Origin of the sequence: Streptomyces sp. NPDC050658 (genome assembly GCF_044457025.1) — a bacterium.
GTDB lineage: Bacteria > Actinomycetota > Actinomycetes > Streptomycetales > Streptomycetaceae > Streptomyces.
Window position 1 is genome coordinate 304,617 of sequence record NZ_JBITGM010000003.1, and the last position, 22,024, is coordinate 326,640.

The window sequence follows — 22,024 nt, forward strand, 5'->3', positions numbered from 1 at the left end:
CCGCCGGTCAGGGCGGGGCCGTTGCCGTGTGCGGCCGCGTGGGCGTTCTCGCCCGGCCAGGTGAGCGTTCCCACGTGGCCACATGGGCGCTCTCAGGCGGCGATCAGCTCGTCCTGCGGCTTCGGGGCGGGCGCCTCGGGCTCCCCCGGTGTCGCCCGCCGGGAGGGCATGCACAGCGCCGCCACCGCGGCGAGGGCGACCACCGCGGCGCCCGCCCAGAGCGCGGGCTCCAGGCCGTCCACGAAGGTCTGCGGGGTGCCGTAGCCGCCCTGCGCCGAGAAGATCGAGGACATCACGGCGATGCCGAGGGCGCCGCCGACCTCGCGCAGCGCGTTGTTGGCGCCGGACGCGATGCCCTGCTCGTGCGGCCGGACGCCGGACATGACCAGGTTGGAGGCCGGCGCGAAGAACAGGGACATCCCGATGCCGCTGACGATCAGGGCAGGCAGCTGTGCGGCGTACGTGGCGTCGGGCGCCACCACGGAGGCGTACCAGGCCAGGCCCAGGGCCTGCAGGAAGAGTCCGGCCGCGACGACCGGACGGCCGCCGATCCGGTCGGAGAGATAGCCGGCGAGCGGCGAGACGAGCATCGGCATGGCGGTCCAGGGCAGCATGCGCAGCCCCGCCTCGGTGGGCGAGTAGCCGAGGACGCCCTGCATGTACTGGCTGAGCAGGAAGATCGAGCCGAACATCCCGAGGAACATCAGCAGGCTCGCGGCGTTGATCCCCGAGAACGCACGACTACGGAAGAGGCGCATGGGGAGGATCGGCGCCTTGTTGTGGATCCCGTGGTGGATGAAGCCGCCGAGCAGCGCGGTGCCCGCGATCAGGCCGGTGAGGACGGTGGCGCTGGTCCAGCCGTCGATGGGCCCGCGCACCAGGGCGTACACGATCCCGAAGAGGCCGCCGCTGGCGAGTACGGTGCCCGCGATGTCGAGGCGCGCTCCGGAGCCGTACGACTCGGAGAGGCGGAGGCGTGCGAGCGGCAGCAGCGCGAGGCCGATCGGGACGTTCAGCCAGAAGATCCACTGCCAGGAGACATGCTCGGTGAGGCTGCCGCCGATGAGCGGACCGCCGGCCACCGCGAGGCCGTTGACGGCGCCCCATATGCCGTACGCCATACCGCGCTTGGCGGCGGGCACGGCCGCCGTCAGCAGGGTCAGCGTGAGCGGCATCATGACCGCGGCGCCGACTCCCTGCACCGCGCGGGCGGCGATCAGCGCCTCGATGCCGGGCGCGAGGGCGGCGGCGCCGGAGGCCGCCGTGAAGACCGTGAGACCCGCGACGAAGAGCCTGCGGCGGCCGAAGCGGTCACCCAGGGCGGCGCCGAACATCAGCAGCACGGCGAAGGTCAGGGTGTAGGCGCTCACCGTCCACTCGAGGTCGTGCAGCCCTCCCCCGAAGTCCTCGCGGATGGCGGGCAGGGCTGTGGTGACGACGAGGTTGTCGAGTGCCGCCATGAATCCGGCGGCGCTGGTGATGACGAGGGCCCAGGCCGCTCCCCCGCGCCGTGCTGTCTGCTGTGACATTGCTTCCCCTGAGGTTAGTTATTGATGACTAACTTTCGTGGGCGCAAAAGTGCGCACCCCCGTGACACGCATGACTCACTTCTTGGGCTGCACCGACTCATAGAAGCCGGTCCACACCCGGTGATCGGGCTGAAAACCCATCGACACCAGGACGTTGATCAACGTCCCGTACGCGAGGAACTGGGTCGTCTCGTCGACGTCCGCCGCCATCGCGATGCGCACGGTGTCGTACATCTCCATCCAGGCCGCCCGCAGCGCCTCGCCGAACTCCTGGTCCCCGGACGACTCCGCGGCGGCCACGGCGACGTACATCTGCATCTGCATGAGCAGCTTGTCCGGGTCGTCGGCGATGAGGGACTGATAGGCCTGCCCCATCGCATGCACGGCCTCCTCCCCCTCGACGCCCTCCGCCGCCCGGCCGAATGCCTGGGTGATCTCCTGGCAGCAGCGCCGGGCCGCGGCGAGGAACATGGCCTGCTTGCCCGGGAAGAGCCGGAAGAGATACGGCTGCGAGACACCCACGCGCTTGGCGATCGCCTCGGTGGAGGTGCCGTTGTAGCCGCCGCGGGCGAATTCGATCATCGCCGCGCGGATGACGCTCTCGCGCCGCTCCTCTGCGCTCATCCTGACCATGCGAGAAAGTTAGTGGCCAATCACTAACTACGTCAAGGGGTGGGGCAACGGTAAGGGGCACCCGCCCACGGCGGATGCCCCTTACCTCGTCTTGCCTGGTCCTACGTCGCCGCTCCGGAGGCGGCTCAGCCGAGCTGGACCACCGCGCGGGACATCCCCAGCACCTTCTGGCCGGCGCTCGTCGCCACCAGGTCGACCCGCACCCGCTTGTCGTCGAGCTTCTGGGCGACCTTGCCGCTGACCTCGATGAGCGCGCCCTTGTCGTCGTTCGGGACGACGACCGGCTTGGTGAAGCGCGTGCCGTACTCGACGACGGCGGCGGGGTCACCGGTCCAGTCCGTCACGACGCGGATCGCCTCGGCCATGGTGAACATGCCGTGCGCGATGACGTCGGGCAGACCGACCTCGACCGCGAACTTCTCGTTCCAGTGGATGGGGTTGAAGTCCCCCGAAGCGCCCGCGTACTGCACGAGCGTGGCGCGCGTCACGGGAAAGCTCTGGGCCGGCAGCTCGGTGCCGACCTCGACGTCGTCGTACGAAACCTTGGCCGTCATCGCCTAAGCCCCCTCTGCCGCGCGCGCGACGAGCTTCGTCCACGCGGTCACGACGTGCTCACCGGCCTCGTCGTGGACCTCACCGCGGATGTCCAGGATGTCGTTGCCCGCCATCGACTTGATGGCCTCGATGGTCGAGGTGACCGTGAGCCGGTCCCCCGCACGCACCGGGCGGGTGTACGCGAACTTCTGGTCGCCGTGCACGACGCGGCTGTAGTCGAGCCCCAGCTGCGGGTCCTCGATCACCTGACCCGCGGCCTTGAACGAGATGGCGAACACAAAAGTCGGCGGGGCGATCACGTCGGCGTGGCCGAAAGCCTTCGCCGCCTCCGTGTCCGTGTACGCGGGATTCGTGTCACCCACGGCCTCGGCGAACTCTCGGATCTTCTCCCGGCCGACCTCATAGGGGTCGGTGGGCGGGTAGGACCGCCCCACGAAGGACTGGTCGAGCGCCATGGACTCGGTACCTCCTGCAAGGTCTATGGGCTGCAAGGTCTGTGGATTGAGCGCCACGTCTGCACGTCTTCGTCTACACGTCTTCAGGTAAACGACACGAGGCCGCCCCCAGGAATCGGGGACGGCCTCGTGTACGAGCCTGTGTTTAGCGCGTTTCGCGGTGCGCAGTGTGCGCGTTGCAGCGCGGGCAGTGCTTCTTCATCTCAAGACGGTCCGGGTTGTTACGCCGGTTCTTCTTGGTGATGTAGTTCCGCTCCTTGCACTCCACGCAGGCCAGCGTGATCTTCGGGCGGACGTCGGTGGCAGCCACGTGAGTGCTCCTTGACGGACGGATGGACGGATGAACGCATAAAAGAGTAGCCGATCGAAGGACCGACCCCACAATCGGCTACCAGTAGTAGCGGTGACCGGACTTGAACCGGTGACACAGCGATTATGAGCCGCTTGCTCTACCGACTGAGCTACACCGCTGCGATGCCGGATCCCCCCGCCCGAAGGCGGGGATCACTCGACATCAGAGCCCCAATGCGGAATCGAACCGCAGACCTTCTCCTTACCATGGAGACGCTCTACCGACTGAGCTATTGGGGCGAGCGATGAAGACATTACACGGTTGGTCGCCGATCGCCCAAATCCGTTTCGCCGGGGCTGTCCGGGGGCATCGCGACAACCGCCCCAGGCGTCTCACCACGTCACATCGCAGCCCCTCGGCGGCGCCGCCGGACGGCCCACACCACACCGGTACGACTATTGCGCTCCTCCTCGAAGAGGGCCGGTCGTCGCCCTAGGCTCGACCTACGCTGCGTGATCTTGGACAGCCGGTCCGTACGCCGTGCCGCAGGTCCGCAGCCGCCCCCGAACCTCAGGAGCGCGATGCCCGACAGCCAGCCGCAGCCCCATTCCTCCGGCTCGTCCGGTTCCGGCTCCTCTTCCGGCTCCTCCGGTGACGCCGCCGACAGCACCGCGGTGCTGCTGTGCGGCGCCCGGCTGACCGACGGCCGCACCGTGGACGTACGACTCGGGTCCGGGCGCATCGAAGCGGTCGGCACGGCGGGCAGTCTCACCGCGCACGCGGCGCGCGTGGACCTCGGCGGCTATCTCCTGCTGCCGGCGGCCGCAGAGCCGCACGCGCACAGCGACACGGCCCTGTCGGCGGAGGCGGACGGCCCTGTCTCGTACGACCTTCCGGATGTCCAGCGGCGGGCCACCGAAGCCGCCCTGCTGCAGCTCGGGCACGGTGCGACGGCGCTGCGCTCGCACGTGCGGATCGGCGACGTGCAGGGCCTCACGTCGATGGAGGCGGTGCTCCAGGCGCGGCGCTCGCTGCGCGGCCTGGTCGATCTGACGGCGGTGGCCGTGCCCCGGCTGCTGACCGGGGCGGCGGGCGCCGAAGGCCTGGCGATGCTGCGGGACGCGGTGAAAATGGGCGCCTCCGTAGTGGGCGGTTGCCCGGATCTGGACCCCGATCCGACCGGGTACGTGGAGGCGGTGCTCGAAGTCGCCGCGGAGCACGGCTGCCCGGTCGACCTGCACACGGACGGCAGCGATCCGGCGCGCCTCGGGCGGCTCGCCGCGATGGCGGGCGGGCTGCGCCCCGGAGTGACGATCGGCCCGTGCGGCGGGCTCGGCCGGCTGCCGTCGGACGTGGCCGCGCGGACCGCCGACCAGTTGGCGGCGGCCGGGGTGACCGTGGTCTGCCTGCCGCAGGGCGGGTGCGGCAGCGTGGACCGGCGCGGCGCGGTCGCTCCCGTACGGCTGCTGCGGGCGGCCGGTGTGCGGGTGGCCGCGGGCAGCGGGGCCATGCGGGACGTGTCGAACCCGGTGGGGCGCGGCGATCCCCTGGAGGCCGCCTACCTCCTCGCGTCGCGCTGCGGGCTGCGCCCGGAGGACGCGTACGGGGCGGTGAGCGGGGCCGCCAGGGCGGCGATGCGGCTCCCCGAGGTCCGCGTGGAGGCGGGCTTCCCCGCTGAGCTTCTCGCGGTGCGCGGGGACCGTCTCGCGGGCGCGCTGTCGCTCGCGTACAGCCGCATCGTGGTGCACCGGGGGCGCGTGGTGGCGCGGACCAGCGCGGTGCGGGAGTACTGCGACTCGGCGGCCGCCGTTGCGCTGGATCTGCCGCGCCAGGGACGGGCGAAGGGGACGGGTCCGGGTCCGGGTCCGGGTCCGGGGCCGGGGCGGCCCAAGGGCGGCGAAGCTTCCTGAGGGCGGGTGTGCCCGCGCGACGCATGGGCGAGTGGGTGTGCTCGCGCGACGCATGGGCGGGTGGCGGCGCCTGGGTCGGTCATTTCGCGGCGCACGTGTGAGTCCCCGCATGTGCTCCCGCGTGCGCGGGGCGATCAAGCGGAGGCTGCCGTACGGTCGAAGACATGCGCATTGTCATCGCTGGGGGTCATGGTCAGATCGCGCTGCGGCTCGAGCGACTGCTCGCCGCGCGGGGTGACGAGCCGGTCGGGCTCGTCCGCAAGGCCGGGCAGGACGCCGACCTGAGGGCGGCGGGCGCCGAAGCGGTGCTGTGCGACCTGGAGTCGGCGTCCGTCGACGAGGTCGCACGGCATCTGGAGGGCGCCGACGCGGCCGTGTTCGCGGCGGGCGCGGGTCCGGGCAGCGGGGCGGACCGCAAGACCACCGTGGACCGGGACGCGGCCATGCTCTTCGCGGACGCGGCGGAGCGCGCCGGGGTGCGCCGCCACGTGGTCGTGTCGTCGATGGGCGCGGACCCCGCGCACCAGGGCGACGAGATCTTCGACGCGTACCTCCGCGCCAAGGGCGAGGCGGACGCCTCGGTACGCGGTCGCGCGGGCCTGGACTGGACGATCCTGCGCCCCGGCATGCTGACGGACGACGCGGGCACGGGCCTGGTCCGCCTGGAGGCGTCGACGGGGCGCGGCCCGATCCCGCGCGACGACGTGGCCGCGGTCCTCGCCGAGCTGGTCGACTCGTCGGCGACGGCGGGCCTGACCCTGGAGCTGGTCAGCGGCTCCACGCCGGTGTCGGTGGCGGTCAAGTCCGTTGCGGGGAACTGAGTTCGGCCAACCGGGGCGGCGACGCCCTGAGCGCCCGTGTGAGCGCCTCAGAACAGCGGGAGCTGCCCGGGGAACTCCGGAACCGCGTAACCGTCCAGAGCGGGCTGCGCGGCCCCTAGCTGGGCCTGCCTGCGCGAACCCGGACAGGAGACCAACTCACCGCTGCCGCGCGGCCCCGGCGGATCGTGCCGGGCGAACCGGCCTCCGACGACGGCGATTTCACGACGGCACTCGGGGCAGTTCCTGCGGCGGGACGACATGGCATCAGCGTACGAAAAGGCCCTTGCCGTCCTGCGGTTCCGCAAGACGGCAAGGGCTTCGCGTGTTCTTTCTAACGGGCGGTCACTTGTGCTTGACGCAGACCATGAAGCTCTTGGCGAAGGCGTCCGACTTGTTGCCGATGTACGCCACCGCTGACACGTCCACGCGTTCGCACACCTTCTTGCCCTGCTTTTCGGGCATCTGCCAGGCCTTGAACGTGACCGGCGCCCCCGAGTTGTACTGGAAGTAGGACGAGGCATTCTTGGTGTACGTCGTCGACCGAATGGCGCGGCGGACGGTGCCACAGGTGCGGGAGCTCCCGACGCTTGCGCCCCAGGGCACACTCACGGAGATGCTCGAACTCGTCGAGCAGGCGCGTTCGTACCACTTCTGCGACAGCTGCATCTTGCCCACCTTGCGCGGCACGCTGCGGCCGCACCGGTTCGACGTGCTGGCGATGACCTTCGGCTTGATGAGCTTGACCCTCGTGACCATGACCCTGGGAAGGCCGCCACCGATGGGTTTCTCCGTGGTGTAGTAGCGCATCTTGCCCGTGATCTTGACGCTCACGCACCTCTTGAGGGGCTTGGACCAGCCCGAGAACGCCCTCTTGTAGCCCGCGGATTTCCACTTCCCCTCCGCCTTGGCACTCACGCTCCCGCCGTCGCTCTTCGCGGCCACGGCACCACCCGCGGGAGCGTCCGACTGTGCTTGCGCGGCCCCTACGGTGCCGCCGGCCAGGCATGAGACGAGTGCGACGACCATCGCACCGCGCTGGATCACTTGGCGCATCTCGGCGCCCCCCGTTCTGACGTCCTGAGTCGCATGACTGCCACACCCTCCGCCCGCTGGCTTGCAAGGAACGGCTGGCGCACGACGACCCTAGGGAGAAAGGAAAGCGCGGGAAATTGTCTCTTTGGGCATGGCGACCGCCCGCCCCGAAGGGGGCCCGCCGGATACGACGAAGCCCCCGATGAGCTGCGAATTCGCAGTTCACCGGGGGCTTCCCCAAGTGTGGCGGCGCCAGGATTCGAACCTGGGAAGGCTGAGCCGGCAGATTTACAGTCTGCTCCCTTTGGCCGCTCGGGCACACCGCCAAGGTTGCTGCCCCTGTTCCGCTTGCGCGGCGCTCCGTGGCAACGACGTAAACGATACCTGATGGACAGGGGTGCTTCGCCACCCGATTGATCGGCACCCGGCGCGGGGGCGGTGGCTAGGCTTTGCGGGTGCGGCCGAGGACCGACGGCCGTGCACCAGCTGAGTACGCAGACCCCGATACAAGGAGCCACAGGACATGGCCGACTCCAGTTTCGACATCGTCTCGAAGGTCGAGCGGCAGGAGGTCGACAACGCCCTCAACCAGGCCGCCAAGGAGATCTCGCAGCGCTACGACTTCAAGGGCACGGGCGCCTCGATCGCCTGGTCCGGCGAGAAGATCCTCATGGAGGCGAACGGCGAGGAGCGGGTCAAGGCGATCCTCGACATCTTCCAGTCCAAGCTGATCAAGCGGGGCATCTCGCTGAAGTCGCTGGACGCGGGCGAGCCGCAGCTGTCCGGCAAGGAGTACAAGATCTTCGCCTCGATCGAGGAGGGCATCTCCCAGGAGAACGCCAAGAAGGTCGCGAAGACCATCCGCGATGAGGGCCCCAAGGGCGTCAAGGCGCAGGTCCAGGGCGACGAGCTGCGCGTCAGCTCGAAGAGCCGGGACGACCTGCAGGCCGTGCAGGCGCTGCTCAAGGGGCAGGACTTCGACTTCGCGCTGCAGTTCGTGAACTACCGGTAGTTCGCGGTGGGCGGTGCTTCACCGTCGTACGTACGACTGCGGAGGGCGGGCATCCCGGGTGGGGTGCCCGCCCTTGCTGCTGGCCGCAGATCGGGGGAAGCGGGGCGCTCGACGGCCCCTCCGTGGCGCTCAGCGGCGTGAGTGGCCGAAGAGGATGCGGTAGCCGACGAGCAGGACAAGGGAGCCGCCGATGGCCGCCGCCCAGGTCGCTCCGTCGTAGAAGTCGTTGACGATCGGGCGGTCGAGGTAGCGGGCGGAGAGCCAGCCTCCTATGAAGGCACCCGCTATGCCGATGACGGTCGTGCCGATGAAGCCGCCCGGATCGCGGCCGGGCAGCAGCAGTTTGGCGACGGCGCCGGCCAGCAGCCCCAGAACGATCCAGCTGATGATGCCCATAACGGTGACCCGGCCTTTCTCGCGCGGTGAACTTTTGTGCGCTGTTGTCCTGGAGGACGTCACTACGGAGTGGCCCGGTTGCGGTGATCCGTAAGGTGCGGCGTATGACACAACAGCCCGAGCTGCGGCGAACGCTGGGCGTCTTCGACGCGGTGGTGATCGGGCTCGGCTCGATGGTGGGGGCGGGGATCTTCGCCGCCCTCGCGCCCGCCGCCGAGGCTGCGGGGTCCGGGCTGCTGCTCGGGCTCGGGGTCGCGGCCGTGGTGGCGTACTGCAACGCGACGGCGTCCGCGCGGCTGGCCGCCCGCTATCCGGCTTCTGGCGGGACGTATGTGTACGGGCGGGAGCGGCTCGGGGCGTTCTGGGGGTATCTCGCGGGCTGGGCCTTCGTCGTCGGCAAGACCGCCTCGTGCGCCGCGATGGCGCTGACCGTGGGGGCGTACGTCTGGCCGGGGCAGGCACATGCCGTGGCCGTGGCGGCCGTGGTGGCGCTGACCGCCGTGAACTACGGAGGCGTCCAGAAGTCGGCGCGGCTGACGCGGGCCGTCGTGGCGGTCGTCCTCGCCGTGCTTGTGGTGGTCGTGGCGGTCTGTCTGGGGTCGGGGGCCGCCGATGCCGGGCGGATCGATGTGGGGCTCTCGGGCGGCGTGCAAGGGGTGCTCGGGGCCGCCGGGCTGCTGTTCTTCGCCTTCGCCGGGTACGCGCGGATCGCGACGCTCGGCGAGGAGGTACGCGATCCGGCACGGACCATTCCGCGCGCGATCCCTCTGGCGTTGGGCATCGCGCTGTGTGTGTACGCGGCCGTGGCGGTGGGCGTGCTCTCGGTGCTCGGGGTCGGCGGGCTGGCGGACGCGGCGGCGCCGCTGGCCGATGCGGTGCGGGCGGCGGGTGTGCCGGGGCTCGTCCCCGTGGTGCGGGTGGGCGCGGCGGTGGCGGCGCTGGGTTCGCTGCTCGCGCTGATCCTGGGGGCGTCGCGGACGACGCTGGCCATGGCGCGGGACCGGCATCTGCCGGGGGCGCTGGCGGCCGTGCATCCGCGCTTCCGGGTGCCCTACCGGGCGGAGCTCGCGGTGGGGGCGGTGGTGGCGGTGCTCGCGGCGACCGTGGACGTGCGGGGCGCCATCGGCTTCTCCTCCTTCGGTGTACTGGCGTACTACGCGATCGCCAACGCTGCCGCCTGGACACTGAGTTCGTCCCTCCGAAGCCGCGCACTGCCGGCGCTCGGCGGGATCGGCTGTGTGGTGCTCGCGTTCGCGCTGCCGGTGACTTCGGTGGTGTCGGGTGCGGCGGTGCTCTGTGTGGGGGCCGGGGCATATGAGGTGCGGTGGAGGGTGGGGCGGGCGCCGAAATGACGGCGGGCGGGGGCCAGTGGCGGGTGGGCGCCAATAGCGGACGCTCTAAAGAGGCTGGCGCTCAGGCCGGTATGCGGGCCTCGTGGGGCCACGGAGGTAGGTCCATGTCGTCGTTGTCCTCCTCGTACCAGCCGGTGCCGTCCAGCCAGGTCGTCAGCCAGTCGGCGAGGCTCGGGGCGTCCATGAACCAGGCGTGGTCCGGATCGCCGCCGTTCGGGTCGAAGAGCAGGACCTGGGTGGACTCGCCCCGGCAGTCCACGCACGCGTACATCCCGCAGCCCCAGTGGGATATCGGGAGGACGCCCGCGGGCCAGCCCTCGTCGGAGTCGCGCATCCCCGCGTACTTCTCGACGGCGGACGGCTCGCCCCCGGACGAGTTTCCGTCGAGCAGGGGCAACAGGCCGTACTCGGGGCCGAATCCGCCGTCGCCTATGCGGGTGTAGAGCGCGGCGAGGAGCGGCGGGACGGCGAAGCCGAGGGTGGCCTCCGCCCGGGCCAGGGTGCTCGCGGCCGCGGGAGCGGGCAGCGCGTCCCAGCCCCAGGGCCTGGTGGTCCGGGCCTCGGCGGCCACGCGGTCCAGCAACTCCTCGATGTCCGTCATGTGTTCATGGTGGACCACGGCACTGACAATCGAGCCCCGCGCGACCGCCTCAGGGCTCCCGCCGCCCCGCGATCCGCCCTAGCGGGCGGCGAACGGCTGGTCCGTGCGCACGATTTCGCGGCCCAGCGGCATCAACGACACCGGAATGAGCTTGAAGTTGGCGACGCCGAGCGGGATGCCGATGATCGTGACGCAGAGGAGGAATCCGGTGACGATGTGGCCGATGGCCAGCCACCAGCCCGCCAGGATCAGCCACAGCACGTTGCCGACGCAGGACGGCGCGCCCGCGTCTCGGCGCTCAACTGTCGTGTAGCCGAAGGGCCACAGGGCATAGCGGCCGATCCGGAAGCTGGCGAGTCCGAACGGGATGCCGATGATCGTGATGCACAGGAGCAAGCCCGCCACCAGATAACCGAGGAACATCCAGAACCCGCACAGGACGAGCCAAATGATGTTGAGGATTGTCTTCACTGCTGGCGACCTGCCATCTGTTCGAGCCGGGCGATGCGCTCCGCCATCGGCGGATGCGTGGAGAACATCTTGGACATGCCCTGCCCCGGACGGAAAGGGTTCGCAATCATCATGTGACTCGCCGTCTCCAGGCGTGGCTCCGGAGGCAACGGAAGCTGCTTCGTGCCTGCGTCGAGCTTGCGCAGGGCGCTCGCGAGGGCCAGCGGATCGCCGGTGAGCTGCGCGCCGGACGCGTCCGCCTCGTACTCCCTGGAGCGGCTGATCGCGAGTTGGATGACCGAGGCGGCGAGGGGGCCGAGGAGCATGATCAGCAGCATGCCGAAGATGCCTGGCCCTTCGTTGTCGTTCGAGCGGCCCACGGGGATCAGCCAGGCGAAGTTGACCAGGAACATGATCACCGAGGCGAGTGCGCCCGCGACGGACGAGATCAGGATGTCCCGGTTGTAGACGTGGCTGAGCTCATGGCCGATGACGCCCCGCAGCTCGCGCTCGTCCAGGATCCGCAGGATCCCTTCCGTGCAGCAGACCGCGGCGTTGCGCGGATTGCGGCCCGTCGCGAACGCGTTCGGCGCCTCGGTCGGCGAGATGTAGAGCCTGGGCATGGGCTGGCGGGCCTGGGTGGAGAGCTCGCGGACCATGCGGTACAGCTCAGGGGCCTCGAACTCGCTCACCGGGCGCGCGCGCATGGCGCGCAGGGCGAGCTTGTCGCTGTTCCAGTACGCGTACGCATTCGTGCCGAGCGCCACGAAGAGCGCGACGATCAAGCCCGTACGCCCGAAGAAACTGCCGATGACGAGGATGAGTGCGGACAGTCCCCCGAGGAGTACGGCGGTCTTCAGCCCGTTGTGCCGGCGGTGCACGGTACGCCCTCCTGGTGGTGCGTGGGGGAACCCTCTGTCTACTGGTGCTTCCACTCTTCAGTGGACCCTCCCGTACTGGTCAACGCCAGGCGGGGAGCACTAGTTCCCTTGTGCGCGCAGGAGCGGTGTGGGCCGCCCGGGTGACGCCCCGAGCGGCCCCCAGAGGCCGGGCCTCGTCAGAAGAGGCCGGTGTCGGAGAACCTCAGGACGAGTTGGGGCGCTCCGGAGAGGGCGATACCGAGGACGGCGGTCAGGGCGATGGCCGCAGTGAGCGGGGCCGGTACGCGGTGCTTGACCGGCTCGCCCTCGGGGGCGCGGAACAGCAGCGCGGTCCACTGGAGGTAGTAGAAGAGCGCGATCACCACGTTCACGGCCATCACCACGGCGAGCCAGCCGAGGCCCGCGTCGACCGCCGCCGAGAAGACGGTGACCTTCGCGAAGAGGCCGATGATGCCCGGCGGCAGGCCCGCGAGGCAGAGCAGGAAGAAGCCGAGCACCAGGGCGGACAGCGGGCTGCGCGCGTACAGGCCGCGGTAGTCGCTGACCCGGTTGAGGCGCTGCGTACGGCCCACGAGGGCCGCCACCGCGAAGGCTCCGAGGTTCACCGCCGCGTACATCAGGGCGTACGCCACGGTGGAGCCGATGGCCTTCTCGGCCTCCGCCGGGTTGTCCGCGTAACCGGCGGCCGCGATCGGCACCAGGAGGTATCCCGCCTGGCCGACGGAGGACCAGGCGAGCAGGCGGACCGCGCTGTACGCGCGCGTGGCCTGCTGCCGCAGCGCCGCCACGTTGCCAGCGGTCATGGTGAGCGCGGCGAGCACGGCGAGCGCCGGGCCCCACACGTCCGCGTACGCCGGGAAGGCGACGACGGTGACGAGGATCAGGCCGGTGAAACCGACCGCCTTGCCGACCACGGAGAGGTAGGCCGCCACCGGCAGGGGCGCGCCTACGTAGGTGTCGGGCACCCAGAAGTGGAAGGGCACGGCCGCCACCTTGAAGGCGAAGCCGACGAGGGTGAGGGCGACGCCGGTCTGGGCGAGCGTGTCCAGCTGTCCGTCCACGCCCCGGAGTTCGGCGGCCATCTCGGTGAGATGCAGGGTGCCGGTCGCCGCGTACACGAAGCTGACGCCCAGCAGCGTGACGGCGGTCGCGGTGACCGAGGACAGGAAGAACTTCAGGGCCGCTTCGGAGGACCGCTTGTCGCCGTGCCGGAGGCCGACGAGCGCGAAGGCGGGCAGCGAGGCGACTTCCAGGGCCACGACCAGCGTCGCGAGGTCGCGCGATGCGGGCAGCAGCGCGGCGCCCGCGGCGGAGGACAGCAGCAGGAACCAGAACTCCCCTTCGGGGAGTTCCCTCTTGGTGCCGCCCGCGTCCTTGAGGGCGCTCATCGAGAGCAGCGCGGCCAGCAGGGCGCCGCCGAGCACGAGGAGCTGGATGACGAGCGTGAAGCGGTCGGCCGTGTAGCTGCACGCCTGCGTGCCGCTGCCGGTCAGGCAGAAGGTGGACCGGTCGTCGTTCAGGATCGGCAGCAGCGACAGCGCGGCCGCGGCGAGGCCCGCCACGGAGATCCAGCCGAGCAGCGCCTTCTTGGAGTCGCCCACGAAGAGGTCGGCGACGAGCACCAGGAGACCGACGACCGCCGCGATGGTGGGCGGGGCGATCGCGAGCCAGTCGACGGACTGGACGACACTGGCGGCGCTTTCGGCGGCCACGGTCACGACTTGCCTCCTGCGAGGAGCTGCTGCACGGCCGGGTCGGTGAGGCCGAGCAGTGCGGCGGGCCAGAGTCCGGCGAGGACGGTGAGGGCGACGAGCGGGGTCCAGGCGGCGAACTCATAGCCCTGGACGTCGGCGAGCGCCGGGGTGTCAGTCTTGGCGGCGCCCTGTGGCATCGGGCCCATACAGACACGGCGTACGACGATGAGCATGTACGCGGCGGTGAGCAGGGTACCGAAGGCGGCGATCGCCATGAACGTGAGGAAGGCGGGGCGGCTGAGGTCGTCGGCCGGCCTGAACGCACCGAACAGCGCGAGCATTTCACCCCAGAACCCGGCGAGACCGGGAAGGCCGAGCGAGGCGACCGCGCCGAAGGCGAGCAGACCGCCGAGGCGGGGCGCCTTGCCGTAGAGCGCGGCGCCGGATTCCTGCGCGAGGGTGTCGAGGTCGCTGGTGCCCGTGCGGTCCTTCAGCGCGCCGACGAGGAAGAAGAGGAGGCCGGTGATGAGGCCGTGCGCGATGTTGGCGAACAGCGCGCCGTTCACGCCGGTCGGGCTCATCGTCGAGATGCCGAGCAGCACGAAGCCCATGTGGCCCACGGACGAATAGGCGATGAGGCGCTTGAGGTCACCCTTCGCGCCCTGCTTGGCGAGCGCGAGGCAGGCGAGGGATCCATAGATGATCCCGACGACCGCGAAGGCCGCGAGGTACGGCGCGAACTCCCGCATTCCGTCGGGTGCGATGGGGAGCAGGATGCGGACGAACCCGTACGTGCCCATCTTCAGCAGCACGCCGGCCAGCAGGACCGAGCCGACGGTGGGCGCGGCGGTGTGCGCGTCCGGCAGCCAGCTGTGCAGCGGCCACATCGGCGTCTTGACCGCGAGCCCGATCCCGATCGCCAGAACGGCGATGACCTGCACGGATGTGGTCAGCTCACGGCCGTTGTCAGTGGCGAGTGCCACCATGTCGAATGTGCCGGATTTCAGGCCGATGAGGAGGAGACCGAGCAGCATCACGACGGAGCCGAGCAGCGTGTAGAGGATGAACTTCCAAGCGGCTTGGGTCCGTTGTTCACCGCCCCAGCAGGCGATGAGGAAGTACATCGGGATGAGCACCATCTCGAACGCCAGGAAGAACAGCAGCAGGTCGAGGACGGCGAAGGTCGCGAGGGTGCCGGACTCGAGCACGAGGATCAGCGCGACAAATGCCTTGGGAGACGGGCCCGCAGGCATTTTGAAGTAGGAGTACAGCGCGCAGAGGAAGGTCAGCAGCGCGGTCAGGACCAGAAGGGGGAGGGAGATGCCGTCGATGCCGAGATGGATGCGCACGTCGAGTGCGGGGATCCAGCTGATGTCCGTCGTGGCCTGCATCTTCGACGGCTGGTCGTGGTCGAATCCGAGCGCGAGGACGATCGCGGCGATGAGCACCGCGCCGGTCACGGTCACGCCGTGGCGGAGCACGGCCTGGTCGGGCGACTTCCCCTTCAGCCCGGGCGGGGCGGGGAGAAGAGCGGCGACGGCGCCGATGAGCGGGCCGACGACGATCAATGCGAGAAGGAACTGCATCACGGACTCACTGATACCGATCACGGCTGCTCACGCTCCGACGGTGGCGACGAGGACGGCGGCGACAGCCAGGACGACGGTGCCTGCGAGCAGCGCGCTCAGATAGGTCTGCACATTGCCGGTCTGCGCGCGGCGGACGGCCGTGCCGAGCCAGCGGGGTGCGGTGCCCGCGCCGCGTACGTAGGTGTCGATGACCTCGCGGTCGAGGAACCGGACGAGGCCCGCGGCGGCCTGGACGGGGCGTACGAACAGGGCGGCGTAGACGGCGTCGAGGTGGAAGCCGACGGCGGCGTGGCGGTGCAGCGGGCCGAGCAGGAGGCGGCCCGGGTCCGCCGGGTCGTGGGCGGCGGCCACATCTCCGTACGCGGGGGCGTGCGTGGCGATGGCCTCGGCCTCGACCAGGCCTCCGTCGGCGCCCGCGTCGGCGGCGACCGCGCCCATCGGGACGCGGGCGGCGAGCGCGGTGGTGTGGCGCCAGGCGCCGTAGGTGACGAGGCCGCCGACGAGGGCGACTCCCGTACCCAGAACGGAGGTGGTGAGGGTCGGGGTGAGCGAGTGGCCGTCGAACCAGTCCGGCAGGACGCCGACAGTGAGGCCGAAGGCGAGTGAGGGGACGGCGAGCACCCAGAGCACGGCGGTCATCGCGACGGGCTGGCGGGGTGGGGTCTCCCCTGCTCGAACCGAGTTGAGAGCTTGGGGAAGGTCCGGGGCCTCGGCTCCCCTGCCGTTGAAGGCGAGCAGCCACAGGCGGGTCGCGTAGGCGGCGGTGAGGAGGGCGGTGAGCAGGCCCGCGACGAGGACGATCCAGCCCGCCGAACTGGGGGCGGTCTCGGAGTGGCCGGTGGCCGCGTGCTCGGCGGCGCCCAGGACGGCTTCCTTGGAGAAGAAGCCGCTGAACGGCGGGATCGCGGCGAGCGCGAGGAGCGCCACGGTCATCGTCCAGAAGGCGTCGGGGACGCGGTCGCGCAGGCCCCGCATGCGGGACATGGCGGCCAGCGAGTTGGTGCCGGCGGCGTGGATGATCACGCCCGCCGCGAGGAACAGGAGCGCCTTGAAGGCGCCGTGCGAGAGGAGGTGGAAGACGGCGGCACCGCGGTCGCCGACGGCGAGGGCGCCGGTCATGTAGCCGAGCTGACCGATCGTCGAGTACGCGAGGACGCGCTTGATGTCGTCCTGGGCGAGCGCGGCGAGGGCCGAGCCGGCCATCGTGACGGCGGCCATGACGGCGAGGACGACGAGGGCCGCGGCGGAGGCGGCGAAGACGGGGAGGAGCCGGGCCACGAAGTAGACACCGGCGGCGACCATCGTCGCGGCGTGGATCAGCGCGGAGACGGGCGTGGGGCCCGCCATCGCGTCGGGGAGCCAGGTGTGCAGCGGGAACTGGGCGGACTTGCCGGCCACGCCCGCGAGGAGCAGCAGGGCGATGAGCGTGGGGTGGTCGAGCCCGCCGACCTCGACCTTCGTGAGGATGGTCGTGATGCGGAACGACCCGGCGTCGACGGCCAGCGCGAACAGACCGATCAGGAAGGGGACGTCGCCGAGCTTGGTGACCAGGAAGGCCTTGAGGGAGGCGGCGCGCGCCTCGGGCGTCTCCCAGTAGTGGCCGACCAGGAAGTACGAGCAGATGCCCATGATCTCCCAGCCGACCAGGAGCACCATCAGGTCGCCGGAGTAGACGACGAGCAGCATCGCGGAGGTGAACAGGGAGACGAGAGCGGCGTACGAGGGGTAGCGCGGGTCGTCGCGGAGGTAGCCCGTCGAGTAGATCTGCACGCAGGACGCGACGACGCCGACGAGGACGGCGACCAGGGCGGCGAAGCCGTCGATGTGCAGGGCGAGTTCGATGGGGACCGAGCCGGTCGGGGTGAGTTCGGTGGCGGCGTCGACGGACGTCTCCCCGCCCTGGCGGACCGCCACGAGTACGGCGAGGACCAGGGCCGTCAGCGTCGGCAGGACGGCAAGGGGGCGTACGAGACCGGGGATCCGGCGGCCGAACAGCAGGCCCGCGACCGCGCCGAGGAACGGCAGGAGGGGGACGAGTACGGCGAGGGTGGTCGTGGTCACGCGGTGGCCTCAGCCTTCTGCGACTGCTGGGCCGGGGCGGGCACTTCGGCGGCCGCGCCCTCGGCATCGTCATCGTCGTCGTCATCGGGGTCGTCGGTGCCCTCGGCGGTGTCGCGGAGGTCGTCGACGGCGGAGGAGCCGCGGTTGCGGTAGACGGCGAGGACGATCGCGAGGCCGATGCCGATCTCGGCGGCGGCGATGGCGATGACGAAGAGGGTCAGCGCCTGGCCGGCGTGGAGGGTGTCGCGCAGCCAGACGTCGAAGGCGACGAGGTTGAGGTTGACGGCGTTGAGCATCAGCTCGACGGACATCAGGACCAGGATCGCGTTCCGGCGGGCGAGTACGCCGTACAGGCCGACGCAGAAGAGGAGGGCGGCGAGGACCGCGGGATAGGCGAGGTGCATCAGCGCTGCTCCTTGTCGCCGGGGGCGCCGGTCGGGCGGCTGTCTGCGGAGGCGCCGTTCAGGCGGGTCATGCGGGCGTTCCTGCGGGAGAGGACGATCGCGCCGACCAGGGCGGCGAGGAGCAGGACCGAGAGCGCCTCGAAGGGCAGCACCCAGTGCCGGAAGAGGAACTTCCCGGTCACGGCGGTGGAGCCCTGGGCCTCGTCCGCGGCACGGTCGAGGTCGATCCAGGTGGTGCGGAAGGCGTCGACGACGACCCAGACCAGGGCGCCGGCCGCGGCGACGGCCACCGCGAGCGCGACCGGACGGTTGCCCGAATCGGCGTCCGGGGAGCGGCCGATGGGGGCCCGCGTGAGCATCAGACCGAAGAGGAGGAGAACGACGACGGAACCGACGTAGATGAGGACCTGGACCCAGGCGATGAACTCGGCGGTCAGCAGGAGGTACTCGACGGCGAGCCCGCCGAGCGCGACCACCAGCCACAGGGCCGCGTGCACCAGTTGCCTGGTCGTGACGGTGATGATCGCCGCGCCGAGGGTGACGAGGCCGACGAGGAGGAAGGCGATCTCCACGCCCGTCGGGGAGAGGAAGCCATGGGTTTGCGCGGCGATGTTCACGACTCCCCTTCCCGCTCACCGGACGGGGCCGCCTGTGCGGCCTCCGCGGCCTCCGCGGCCTCCGCGGCCTCCGCCGCCGCCAGCTTCTCCGCCGCCTTGCGGGCGGTGGCGATCTCCTTGGGCTCCTCGGCGGCGGGGACCAGGGCGGGCGGGGCCGGGACGGTCCACATCCAGTCGCGGAGCTTGTCGCGCTCGTGGGTGAGTTCGCGGATGTCGGTCTCGGCGTACTCGAACTCCGGGGACCAGAACAGGGCGTCGAAGGGGCAGACCTCGATGCAGATGCCGCAGTACATGCAGAGGGAGAAGTCGATGGCGAAGCGGTCGAGGACGTTGCGGCTGCGCTCGCGTCCGCCGGGGGCGGCGGGCGGCACCGTCTCCTTGTGGGAGTCGATGTAGATGCACCAGTCCGGGCACTCGCGGGCGCACAGCATGCAGACCGTGCAGTTCTCCTCGAAGAGGCCGATGACGCCGCGGGTACGGGGCGGCAGTTCGGGCTGGGCTTGCGGGTACTGCTCGGTGACGGTCTTCTTCGTCATCGTGCGGAGGGTGACGGCGAGGCCTTTGGCGAGGCCTGACCCAGGGATCGGGGGCATCAGTTGATCGCCACCTTCACGATTCCGGTGAGCGCGATCTGCGCGAGAGCGAGCGGGACGAGGAGGGTCCAGGAGAGCTTCTGGAGCTGGTCCTCGCGGAGACGGGGGTAGCTGACGCGCAGCCAGATGACCACGAAGGCGAGGACGCCGGTCTTCAGGAGGGTCCAGACCCAACCGAGGCCGTCGGCGCCCCACGGGCCGTGCCAGCCGCCCAGGAACAGGACGGTGGTGAGGCCGCAGAGGACGACGATTCCGGCGTACTCGGCGAGCAGGAAGAGGGCGAAGCGCAGGCCCGTGTACTCGGTGTACGCGCCGAAGATGATCTCGGAGTCGGCGACCGGCATGTCGAAGGGCGGGCGCTGGAGTTCGGCGAGGCCCGCGACGAAGAAGACGAGGGCGCCGACGATCTGCCAGGGCAGCCACCACCACTCGAAGGCGTTCAGGATGCCGGGCAGCGACACCGTCCCGGCGGCCATCGCGACCGAGGCGGCGGCGAGCAGCATCGGGAGTTCGTACGCGAGGAGCTGGGCGGCGGTGCGCAGGCCGCCGAGCAGGGAGAACTTGTTGGCGCTGGCCCAGCCCGCCATGAGCGAGCCGAGCACGCCGACGCCCATGACCGCGAGGACGAAGAAGATGCCCGCGTCGACGACCTCGCCGACCGCGCCCTCGCCGGGGCCGATCGGGATCGCGACGAGAACCAGGAGGTAGGGCAGGAGGGCGATGGCGGGGGCGAGCTGGAAGATCCGGCGGTCGGCGTCGGCCGGTACGACGTCTTCCTTCTGCGCGAACTTCACGCCGTCCGCGACGAGCTGGGCCCAGCCGTGGAAGCCGCCCGCGTACATCGGGCCGAGGCGGCCCTGCATATGGGCCATCACCTTGTGCTCGGTCTGGCCGATGACGAGGGGCAGGACGAGGAAGACGGCGAAGACGACGAGGAGCCGCAGGGCGACGTCGAGTACGTCGGTCACTCCGTGCCTCCTGGGCGATTGTCTTCGGTGGTGTTCGTGGGCTCCGGGGACTCCGGGGACTCCGGGGACTCCGAGGTCCCCAAAGAATCCGGGGTCTCCGGTTCACCCGACGGCTCCGGCTTCGGGTTCTCCGGCTCGCCCGACGGCTCGGCCGGCTCCTCGAACGCCGGGCGGTCCTGGTGCCACGGGGCGTCGGAAGCGGGCGGTGCGGCTTCGGGCTTCGGCTCCGGAGCCGGGGCCGGGGCCGGACGTTGCGACGCCGAGCCCTGGCTCACGCTGCGGGACCGGCGGGGACGGGGCGCTGCTTCCGAGCCACCGGGGGCAGCGTCCCCGGCGGTGCGGGCCGCTGCGGCGTCTCCCGCGGTCCGGGTACGGCGGGCAGGACGCGCCGGGGCCGCGGGGAGTTGGCCCTTCAGGGGGCCCCACTCGTTCGGGTCGGGTACGCCCGGCGGCAGCATCTGGCGGCGCTTGGGGCCGCCGTGCTCGGACTCGCCCGGCTCCTTCGCGCCGGGCCACGCCTTGGCGACCCGCGCCGCCAGGACGAAGTCCTTGCGCAGGGGGTGGCCCTCGAAGCTGTCGGGCAGGAGCAGCGGCACCAGGTTCGGGTGGCCCTCGAAGCCGACGCCGAACATTTCGTGCGTCTCGCGCTCGTGCCAGGCGGCGCCCGCGTAGACGTCGACCGCGGTCGGCAGGACCGGGGCGTCGTGCGGGACGGTCGTACGGACGAGGAGGCGGCGTACGGGAGTCAGGGCGACGACGTGGGCCGAGACCCGGAAGCCGGTGCCCGGCTCGTCGACGGCGCTCAGCCAGTCGAAGTAGGTGCAGCCCAGGGTCGTGCGGGCCGTTTCGAGCGCCGCGATCCAGGAGGCGGGCGGGACGTCCACCGTCAGGAGGTCGTACGCCTCCTCGGCCGTCGCGTCCGCGCCGAAGAGCTCCTCCACGGGGCTCGGGAGCCAGCCGCTCATGCCTGTCCCTCCCCCGAAGCCGGAGACGGAGAAGCCGAAGGAACCGGCGGCTTCACCAAGCCGCTCCGCAGCGCCGCCGTCGAGGGCCGCGCGCCGTTCCCGTAACGCTCGCCCAGCGACTCCCGGGCGATCTTCTCCTGGAGCTTGAGGATGCCCTGGAGGAGGGCTTCCGGCCGGGGCGGGCAGCCGGGGACGTACACGTCGACCGGGATGATCTGGTCGACGCCCTTGGTGACGGAGTACGAGTCCCAGTACGGGCCGCCGCAGTTGGAGCAGGCGCCGAACGAGATGACGTACTTCGGCTCGGGCATCTGCTCGTACAGCCGCTTCACGGCGGGGGCCATCTTGTCCGTGACCGTGCCGGACACGACCATCAGGTCGGCCTGGCGCGGGCCGGGCGCGAACGGGATGACGCCGAGCCGGATGAAGTCGTGGCGGGCCATCGACGCCGCGATGAACTCGATGGCGCAGCAGGCGAGGCCGAAGTTGAAGACCCAGAGCGAGTAGCGGCGGCCCCAGTTGAGGACCACCTTCATCGGCTCGGGGGCCAGGCGCGAGAGCACGCCGAGCTTCTTCGGCTCGGGGAGCAGCGTCGGCTCCGGCAGATCCACCGGAGCGGCCGCGGAGTCGGGGGTCACGTCCATGTCAGGACGCCCTTCTTGTATGCGTACAGCAGACCCACGGTCAGGAAGCCGAGGAAGATGAACATCTCCACCAGCGTCGTCGCACCGTAGCCGGGCGCGGCGAAGACCGTCGCCCACGGGAAGAGGAAGATCGAGTCGACGGCGAAGATGACGTAGAGGAACGCGTAGACGTAGTAGCGGACCTGGGTGTGGGCCCAGCCCTCGCCGACCGGGTCGACTCCGCACTCGTAGGTCAGGAGCTTCTCTGGGGTCGGCACGACCGGCCGCAGCAGCCGCCCGGCGCCGAACGCGACGGCGACGAACAGCACGCCCACGACGGCGAGCAGTCCGACGACGGAGTACGACTGGTAGTAGCTCGCCGCGACGTTCGTCACGTCCACGTCAGCCCCTCACTCCCTGACCGCCCTCTGACACAGTCACTGATCACTGTTCGACGATCTGTACGCACGGGAGTCTAGGGCCTGCTAAAGACGAGGTAAGCAGAGCGTCACGTATCGGTCAGGAGACTGGGGTCTGTCTGGGGTGGGGATATCCCCCGCCCTGGTTGGCGGTCAACCTCATGGCGCGGGA

At 70.6% G+C, this 22,024-nt stretch carries 25 protein-coding genes and 3 tRNA genes; 4 read left to right on the forward strand and 24 right to left on the reverse strand.

Annotated features, from left to right (window positions below; all coding sequences use genetic code 11):
• Positions 1-92: 92 nt before the first annotated feature.
• The 7 genes from ACIBKX_RS12965 to ACIBKX_RS12995 all read right to left on the reverse strand — a co-directional run bounded on the left by ACIBKX_RS12965 (position 93) and on the right by ACIBKX_RS12995 (position 3,763).
• Positions 93-1,529, reverse strand: coding sequence for an MFS transporter (locus ACIBKX_RS12965; protein WP_363272905.1), 1,437 nt, complete (start codon positions 1,527-1,529; stop codon positions 93-95).
• Positions 1,530-1,604: 75 nt separating this feature from the next.
• Positions 1,605-2,153 (reverse strand): helix-turn-helix domain-containing protein, encoded by a 549-nt coding sequence (locus tag ACIBKX_RS12970; RefSeq protein WP_363272904.1) that lies wholly within the window; start codon positions 2,151-2,153, stop codon positions 1,605-1,607.
• 134 nt (positions 2,154-2,287) lie between these two features.
• Positions 2,288-2,716: a MaoC family dehydratase gene (locus ACIBKX_RS12975; RefSeq protein WP_363272903.1), complete on the reverse strand. Its 429-nt coding sequence runs from the start codon at positions 2,714-2,716 to the stop codon at positions 2,288-2,290.
• A 3-nt stretch (positions 2,717-2,719) separates the two neighbouring features.
• A complete protein-coding gene (locus ACIBKX_RS12980; RefSeq protein WP_363272902.1) occupies positions 2,720-3,172 on the reverse strand; it encodes a MaoC family dehydratase N-terminal domain-containing protein in 453 nt (150 codons plus the stop codon).
• A 145-nt stretch (positions 3,173-3,317) separates the two neighbouring features.
• A complete protein-coding gene (gene rpmG / locus ACIBKX_RS12985) occupies positions 3,318-3,482 on the reverse strand; it encodes a 50S ribosomal protein L33 (protein WP_003948671.1) in 165 nt (54 codons plus the stop codon).
• Positions 3,483-3,570: 88 nt separating this feature from the next.
• A tRNA-Met gene (locus tag ACIBKX_RS12990) sits at positions 3,571-3,643 on the reverse strand.
• Between the two features lie 47 nt (positions 3,644-3,690).
• Positions 3,691-3,763: transfer RNA gene (locus ACIBKX_RS12995), tRNA-Thr, on the reverse strand.
• Between the two features lie 282 nt (positions 3,764-4,045).
• On the opposite strand from ACIBKX_RS12995, the gene ACIBKX_RS13000 reads away from it, so the two are divergent.
• Both ACIBKX_RS13000 and ACIBKX_RS13005 read left to right on the forward strand, forming a co-directional pair.
• Positions 4,046-5,374: an amidohydrolase family protein gene (locus tag ACIBKX_RS13000; protein WP_363272901.1), complete on the forward strand. Its 1,329-nt coding sequence runs from the start codon at positions 4,046-4,048 to the stop codon at positions 5,372-5,374.
• A gap of 164 nt (positions 5,375-5,538) precedes the next feature.
• Positions 5,539-6,195 carry an SDR family oxidoreductase gene (locus tag ACIBKX_RS13005; RefSeq protein ID WP_363272900.1) on the forward strand — a complete coding sequence of 219 codons (657 nt, stop codon included), beginning with the start codon at positions 5,539-5,541 and terminating at the stop codon, positions 6,193-6,195.
• 47 nt (positions 6,196-6,242) lie between these two features.
• On the opposite strand, the gene ACIBKX_RS13010 is transcribed toward ACIBKX_RS13005, so the two are convergent.
• The 3 genes from ACIBKX_RS13010 to ACIBKX_RS13020 form a co-directional block, all read right to left on the reverse strand.
• The gene (locus tag ACIBKX_RS13010) at positions 6,243-6,455 is read right to left on the reverse strand and encodes a hypothetical protein (RefSeq protein WP_363272899.1); all 213 of its coding nucleotides are present in this window, start codon (positions 6,453-6,455) and stop codon (positions 6,243-6,245) included.
• A gap of 82 nt (positions 6,456-6,537) precedes the next feature.
• Complete coding sequence (locus ACIBKX_RS13015; RefSeq protein ID WP_363272898.1) at positions 6,538-7,248, reverse strand: hypothetical protein; 711 nt, start codon at positions 7,246-7,248, stop codon at positions 6,538-6,540.
• A gap of 223 nt (positions 7,249-7,471) precedes the next feature.
• Positions 7,472-7,553 (reverse strand) — tRNA-Tyr (locus ACIBKX_RS13020).
• A gap of 197 nt (positions 7,554-7,750) precedes the next feature.
• Here ACIBKX_RS13020 and ACIBKX_RS13025 point away from each other — a divergent pair.
• Positions 7,751-8,239, forward strand: a complete 489-nt coding sequence (locus ACIBKX_RS13025) for a YajQ family cyclic di-GMP-binding protein (RefSeq protein ID WP_363272896.1) — start codon at positions 7,751-7,753, stop codon at positions 8,237-8,239.
• Between the two features lie 129 nt (positions 8,240-8,368).
• Here ACIBKX_RS13025 and ACIBKX_RS13030 read toward each other — a convergent pair whose 3' ends face one another.
• Positions 8,369-8,635 carry a GlsB/YeaQ/YmgE family stress response membrane protein gene (locus ACIBKX_RS13030; protein ID WP_363272894.1) on the reverse strand — a complete coding sequence of 89 codons (267 nt, stop codon included), beginning with the start codon at positions 8,633-8,635 and terminating at the stop codon, positions 8,369-8,371.
• A 104-nt stretch (positions 8,636-8,739) separates the two neighbouring features.
• Between ACIBKX_RS13030 and ACIBKX_RS13035 the strand changes: the two genes are divergently transcribed.
• Complete coding sequence (locus ACIBKX_RS13035) at positions 8,740-9,987, forward strand: APC family permease (protein WP_363272893.1); 1,248 nt, start codon at positions 8,740-8,742, stop codon at positions 9,985-9,987.
• 61 nt (positions 9,988-10,048) lie between these two features.
• On the opposite strand, the gene ACIBKX_RS13040 is transcribed toward ACIBKX_RS13035, so the two are convergent.
• The 13 genes from ACIBKX_RS13040 to ACIBKX_RS13100 all read right to left on the reverse strand — a co-directional run bounded on the left by ACIBKX_RS13040 (position 10,049) and on the right by ACIBKX_RS13100 (position 21,834).
• On the reverse strand, positions 10,049-10,588 hold the full coding sequence (locus ACIBKX_RS13040; protein WP_363272892.1) for an SMI1/KNR4 family protein: 540 nt from the start codon (positions 10,586-10,588) through the stop codon (positions 10,049-10,051).
• Positions 10,589-10,666: 78 nt separating this feature from the next.
• Positions 10,667-11,059, reverse strand: coding sequence for a YccF domain-containing protein (locus ACIBKX_RS13045; protein ID WP_363272891.1), 393 nt, complete (start codon positions 11,057-11,059; stop codon positions 10,667-10,669).
• Positions 11,056-11,919, reverse strand: coding sequence for a zinc metalloprotease HtpX (gene htpX / locus ACIBKX_RS13050; protein ID WP_363272889.1), 864 nt, complete (start codon positions 11,917-11,919; stop codon positions 11,056-11,058). Before htpX ends, ACIBKX_RS13045 begins: the two co-directional genes overlap by 4 nt.
• Before the next feature lie 176 nt (positions 11,920-12,095).
• Complete coding sequence (locus ACIBKX_RS13055; protein WP_363272888.1) at positions 12,096-13,637, reverse strand: NADH-quinone oxidoreductase subunit N; 1,542 nt, start codon at positions 13,635-13,637, stop codon at positions 12,096-12,098.
• Positions 13,634-15,223 carry an NADH-quinone oxidoreductase subunit M gene (locus ACIBKX_RS13060; RefSeq protein ID WP_363272887.1) on the reverse strand — a complete coding sequence of 530 codons (1,590 nt, stop codon included), beginning with the start codon at positions 15,221-15,223 and terminating at the stop codon, positions 13,634-13,636. Before ACIBKX_RS13060 ends, ACIBKX_RS13055 begins: the two co-directional genes overlap by 4 nt.
• A 6-nt stretch (positions 15,224-15,229) precedes the next feature.
• Positions 15,230-17,263 carry an NADH-quinone oxidoreductase subunit L gene (locus ACIBKX_RS13065; protein WP_363272886.1) on the reverse strand — a complete coding sequence of 678 codons (2,034 nt, stop codon included), beginning with the start codon at positions 17,261-17,263 and terminating at the stop codon, positions 15,230-15,232.
• Positions 17,260-17,667, reverse strand: coding sequence for an NADH-quinone oxidoreductase subunit NuoK (nuoK, locus tag ACIBKX_RS13070; protein ID WP_363272885.1), 408 nt, complete (start codon positions 17,665-17,667; stop codon positions 17,260-17,262). Before nuoK ends, ACIBKX_RS13065 begins: the two co-directional genes overlap by 4 nt.
• Positions 17,667-18,284 carry an NADH-quinone oxidoreductase subunit J gene (locus tag ACIBKX_RS13075; protein ID WP_363272884.1) on the reverse strand — a complete coding sequence of 206 codons (618 nt, stop codon included), beginning with the start codon at positions 18,282-18,284 and terminating at the stop codon, positions 17,667-17,669. The genes nuoK and ACIBKX_RS13075 overlap by 1 nt, the downstream gene beginning before the upstream one ends.
• Positions 18,281-18,877: an NADH-quinone oxidoreductase subunit I gene (locus ACIBKX_RS13080; RefSeq protein ID WP_363272883.1), complete on the reverse strand. Its 597-nt coding sequence runs from the start codon at positions 18,875-18,877 to the stop codon at positions 18,281-18,283. Before ACIBKX_RS13080 ends, ACIBKX_RS13075 begins: the two co-directional genes overlap by 4 nt.
• Complete coding sequence (locus tag ACIBKX_RS13085) at positions 18,877-19,845, reverse strand: complex I subunit 1 family protein (RefSeq protein ID WP_363272882.1); 969 nt, start codon at positions 19,843-19,845, stop codon at positions 18,877-18,879. The genes ACIBKX_RS13080 and ACIBKX_RS13085 overlap by 1 nt, the downstream gene beginning before the upstream one ends.
• Positions 19,842-20,810, reverse strand: a complete 969-nt coding sequence (locus ACIBKX_RS13090) for an NADH-quinone oxidoreductase subunit C (protein WP_363272881.1) — start codon at positions 20,808-20,810, stop codon at positions 19,842-19,844. Before ACIBKX_RS13090 ends, ACIBKX_RS13085 begins: the two co-directional genes overlap by 4 nt.
• Entirely contained in the window at positions 20,807-21,454 is a 648-nt protein-coding gene (locus ACIBKX_RS13095) for an NADH-quinone oxidoreductase subunit B family protein (protein WP_363272880.1), read from the reverse strand. The genes ACIBKX_RS13090 and ACIBKX_RS13095 overlap by 4 nt, the downstream gene beginning before the upstream one ends.
• Complete coding sequence (locus tag ACIBKX_RS13100; protein WP_363272879.1) at positions 21,445-21,834, reverse strand: NADH-quinone oxidoreductase subunit A; 390 nt, start codon at positions 21,832-21,834, stop codon at positions 21,445-21,447. The genes ACIBKX_RS13095 and ACIBKX_RS13100 overlap by 10 nt, the downstream gene beginning before the upstream one ends.
• Between the last annotated feature and the right edge of the window lie 190 nt (positions 21,835-22,024).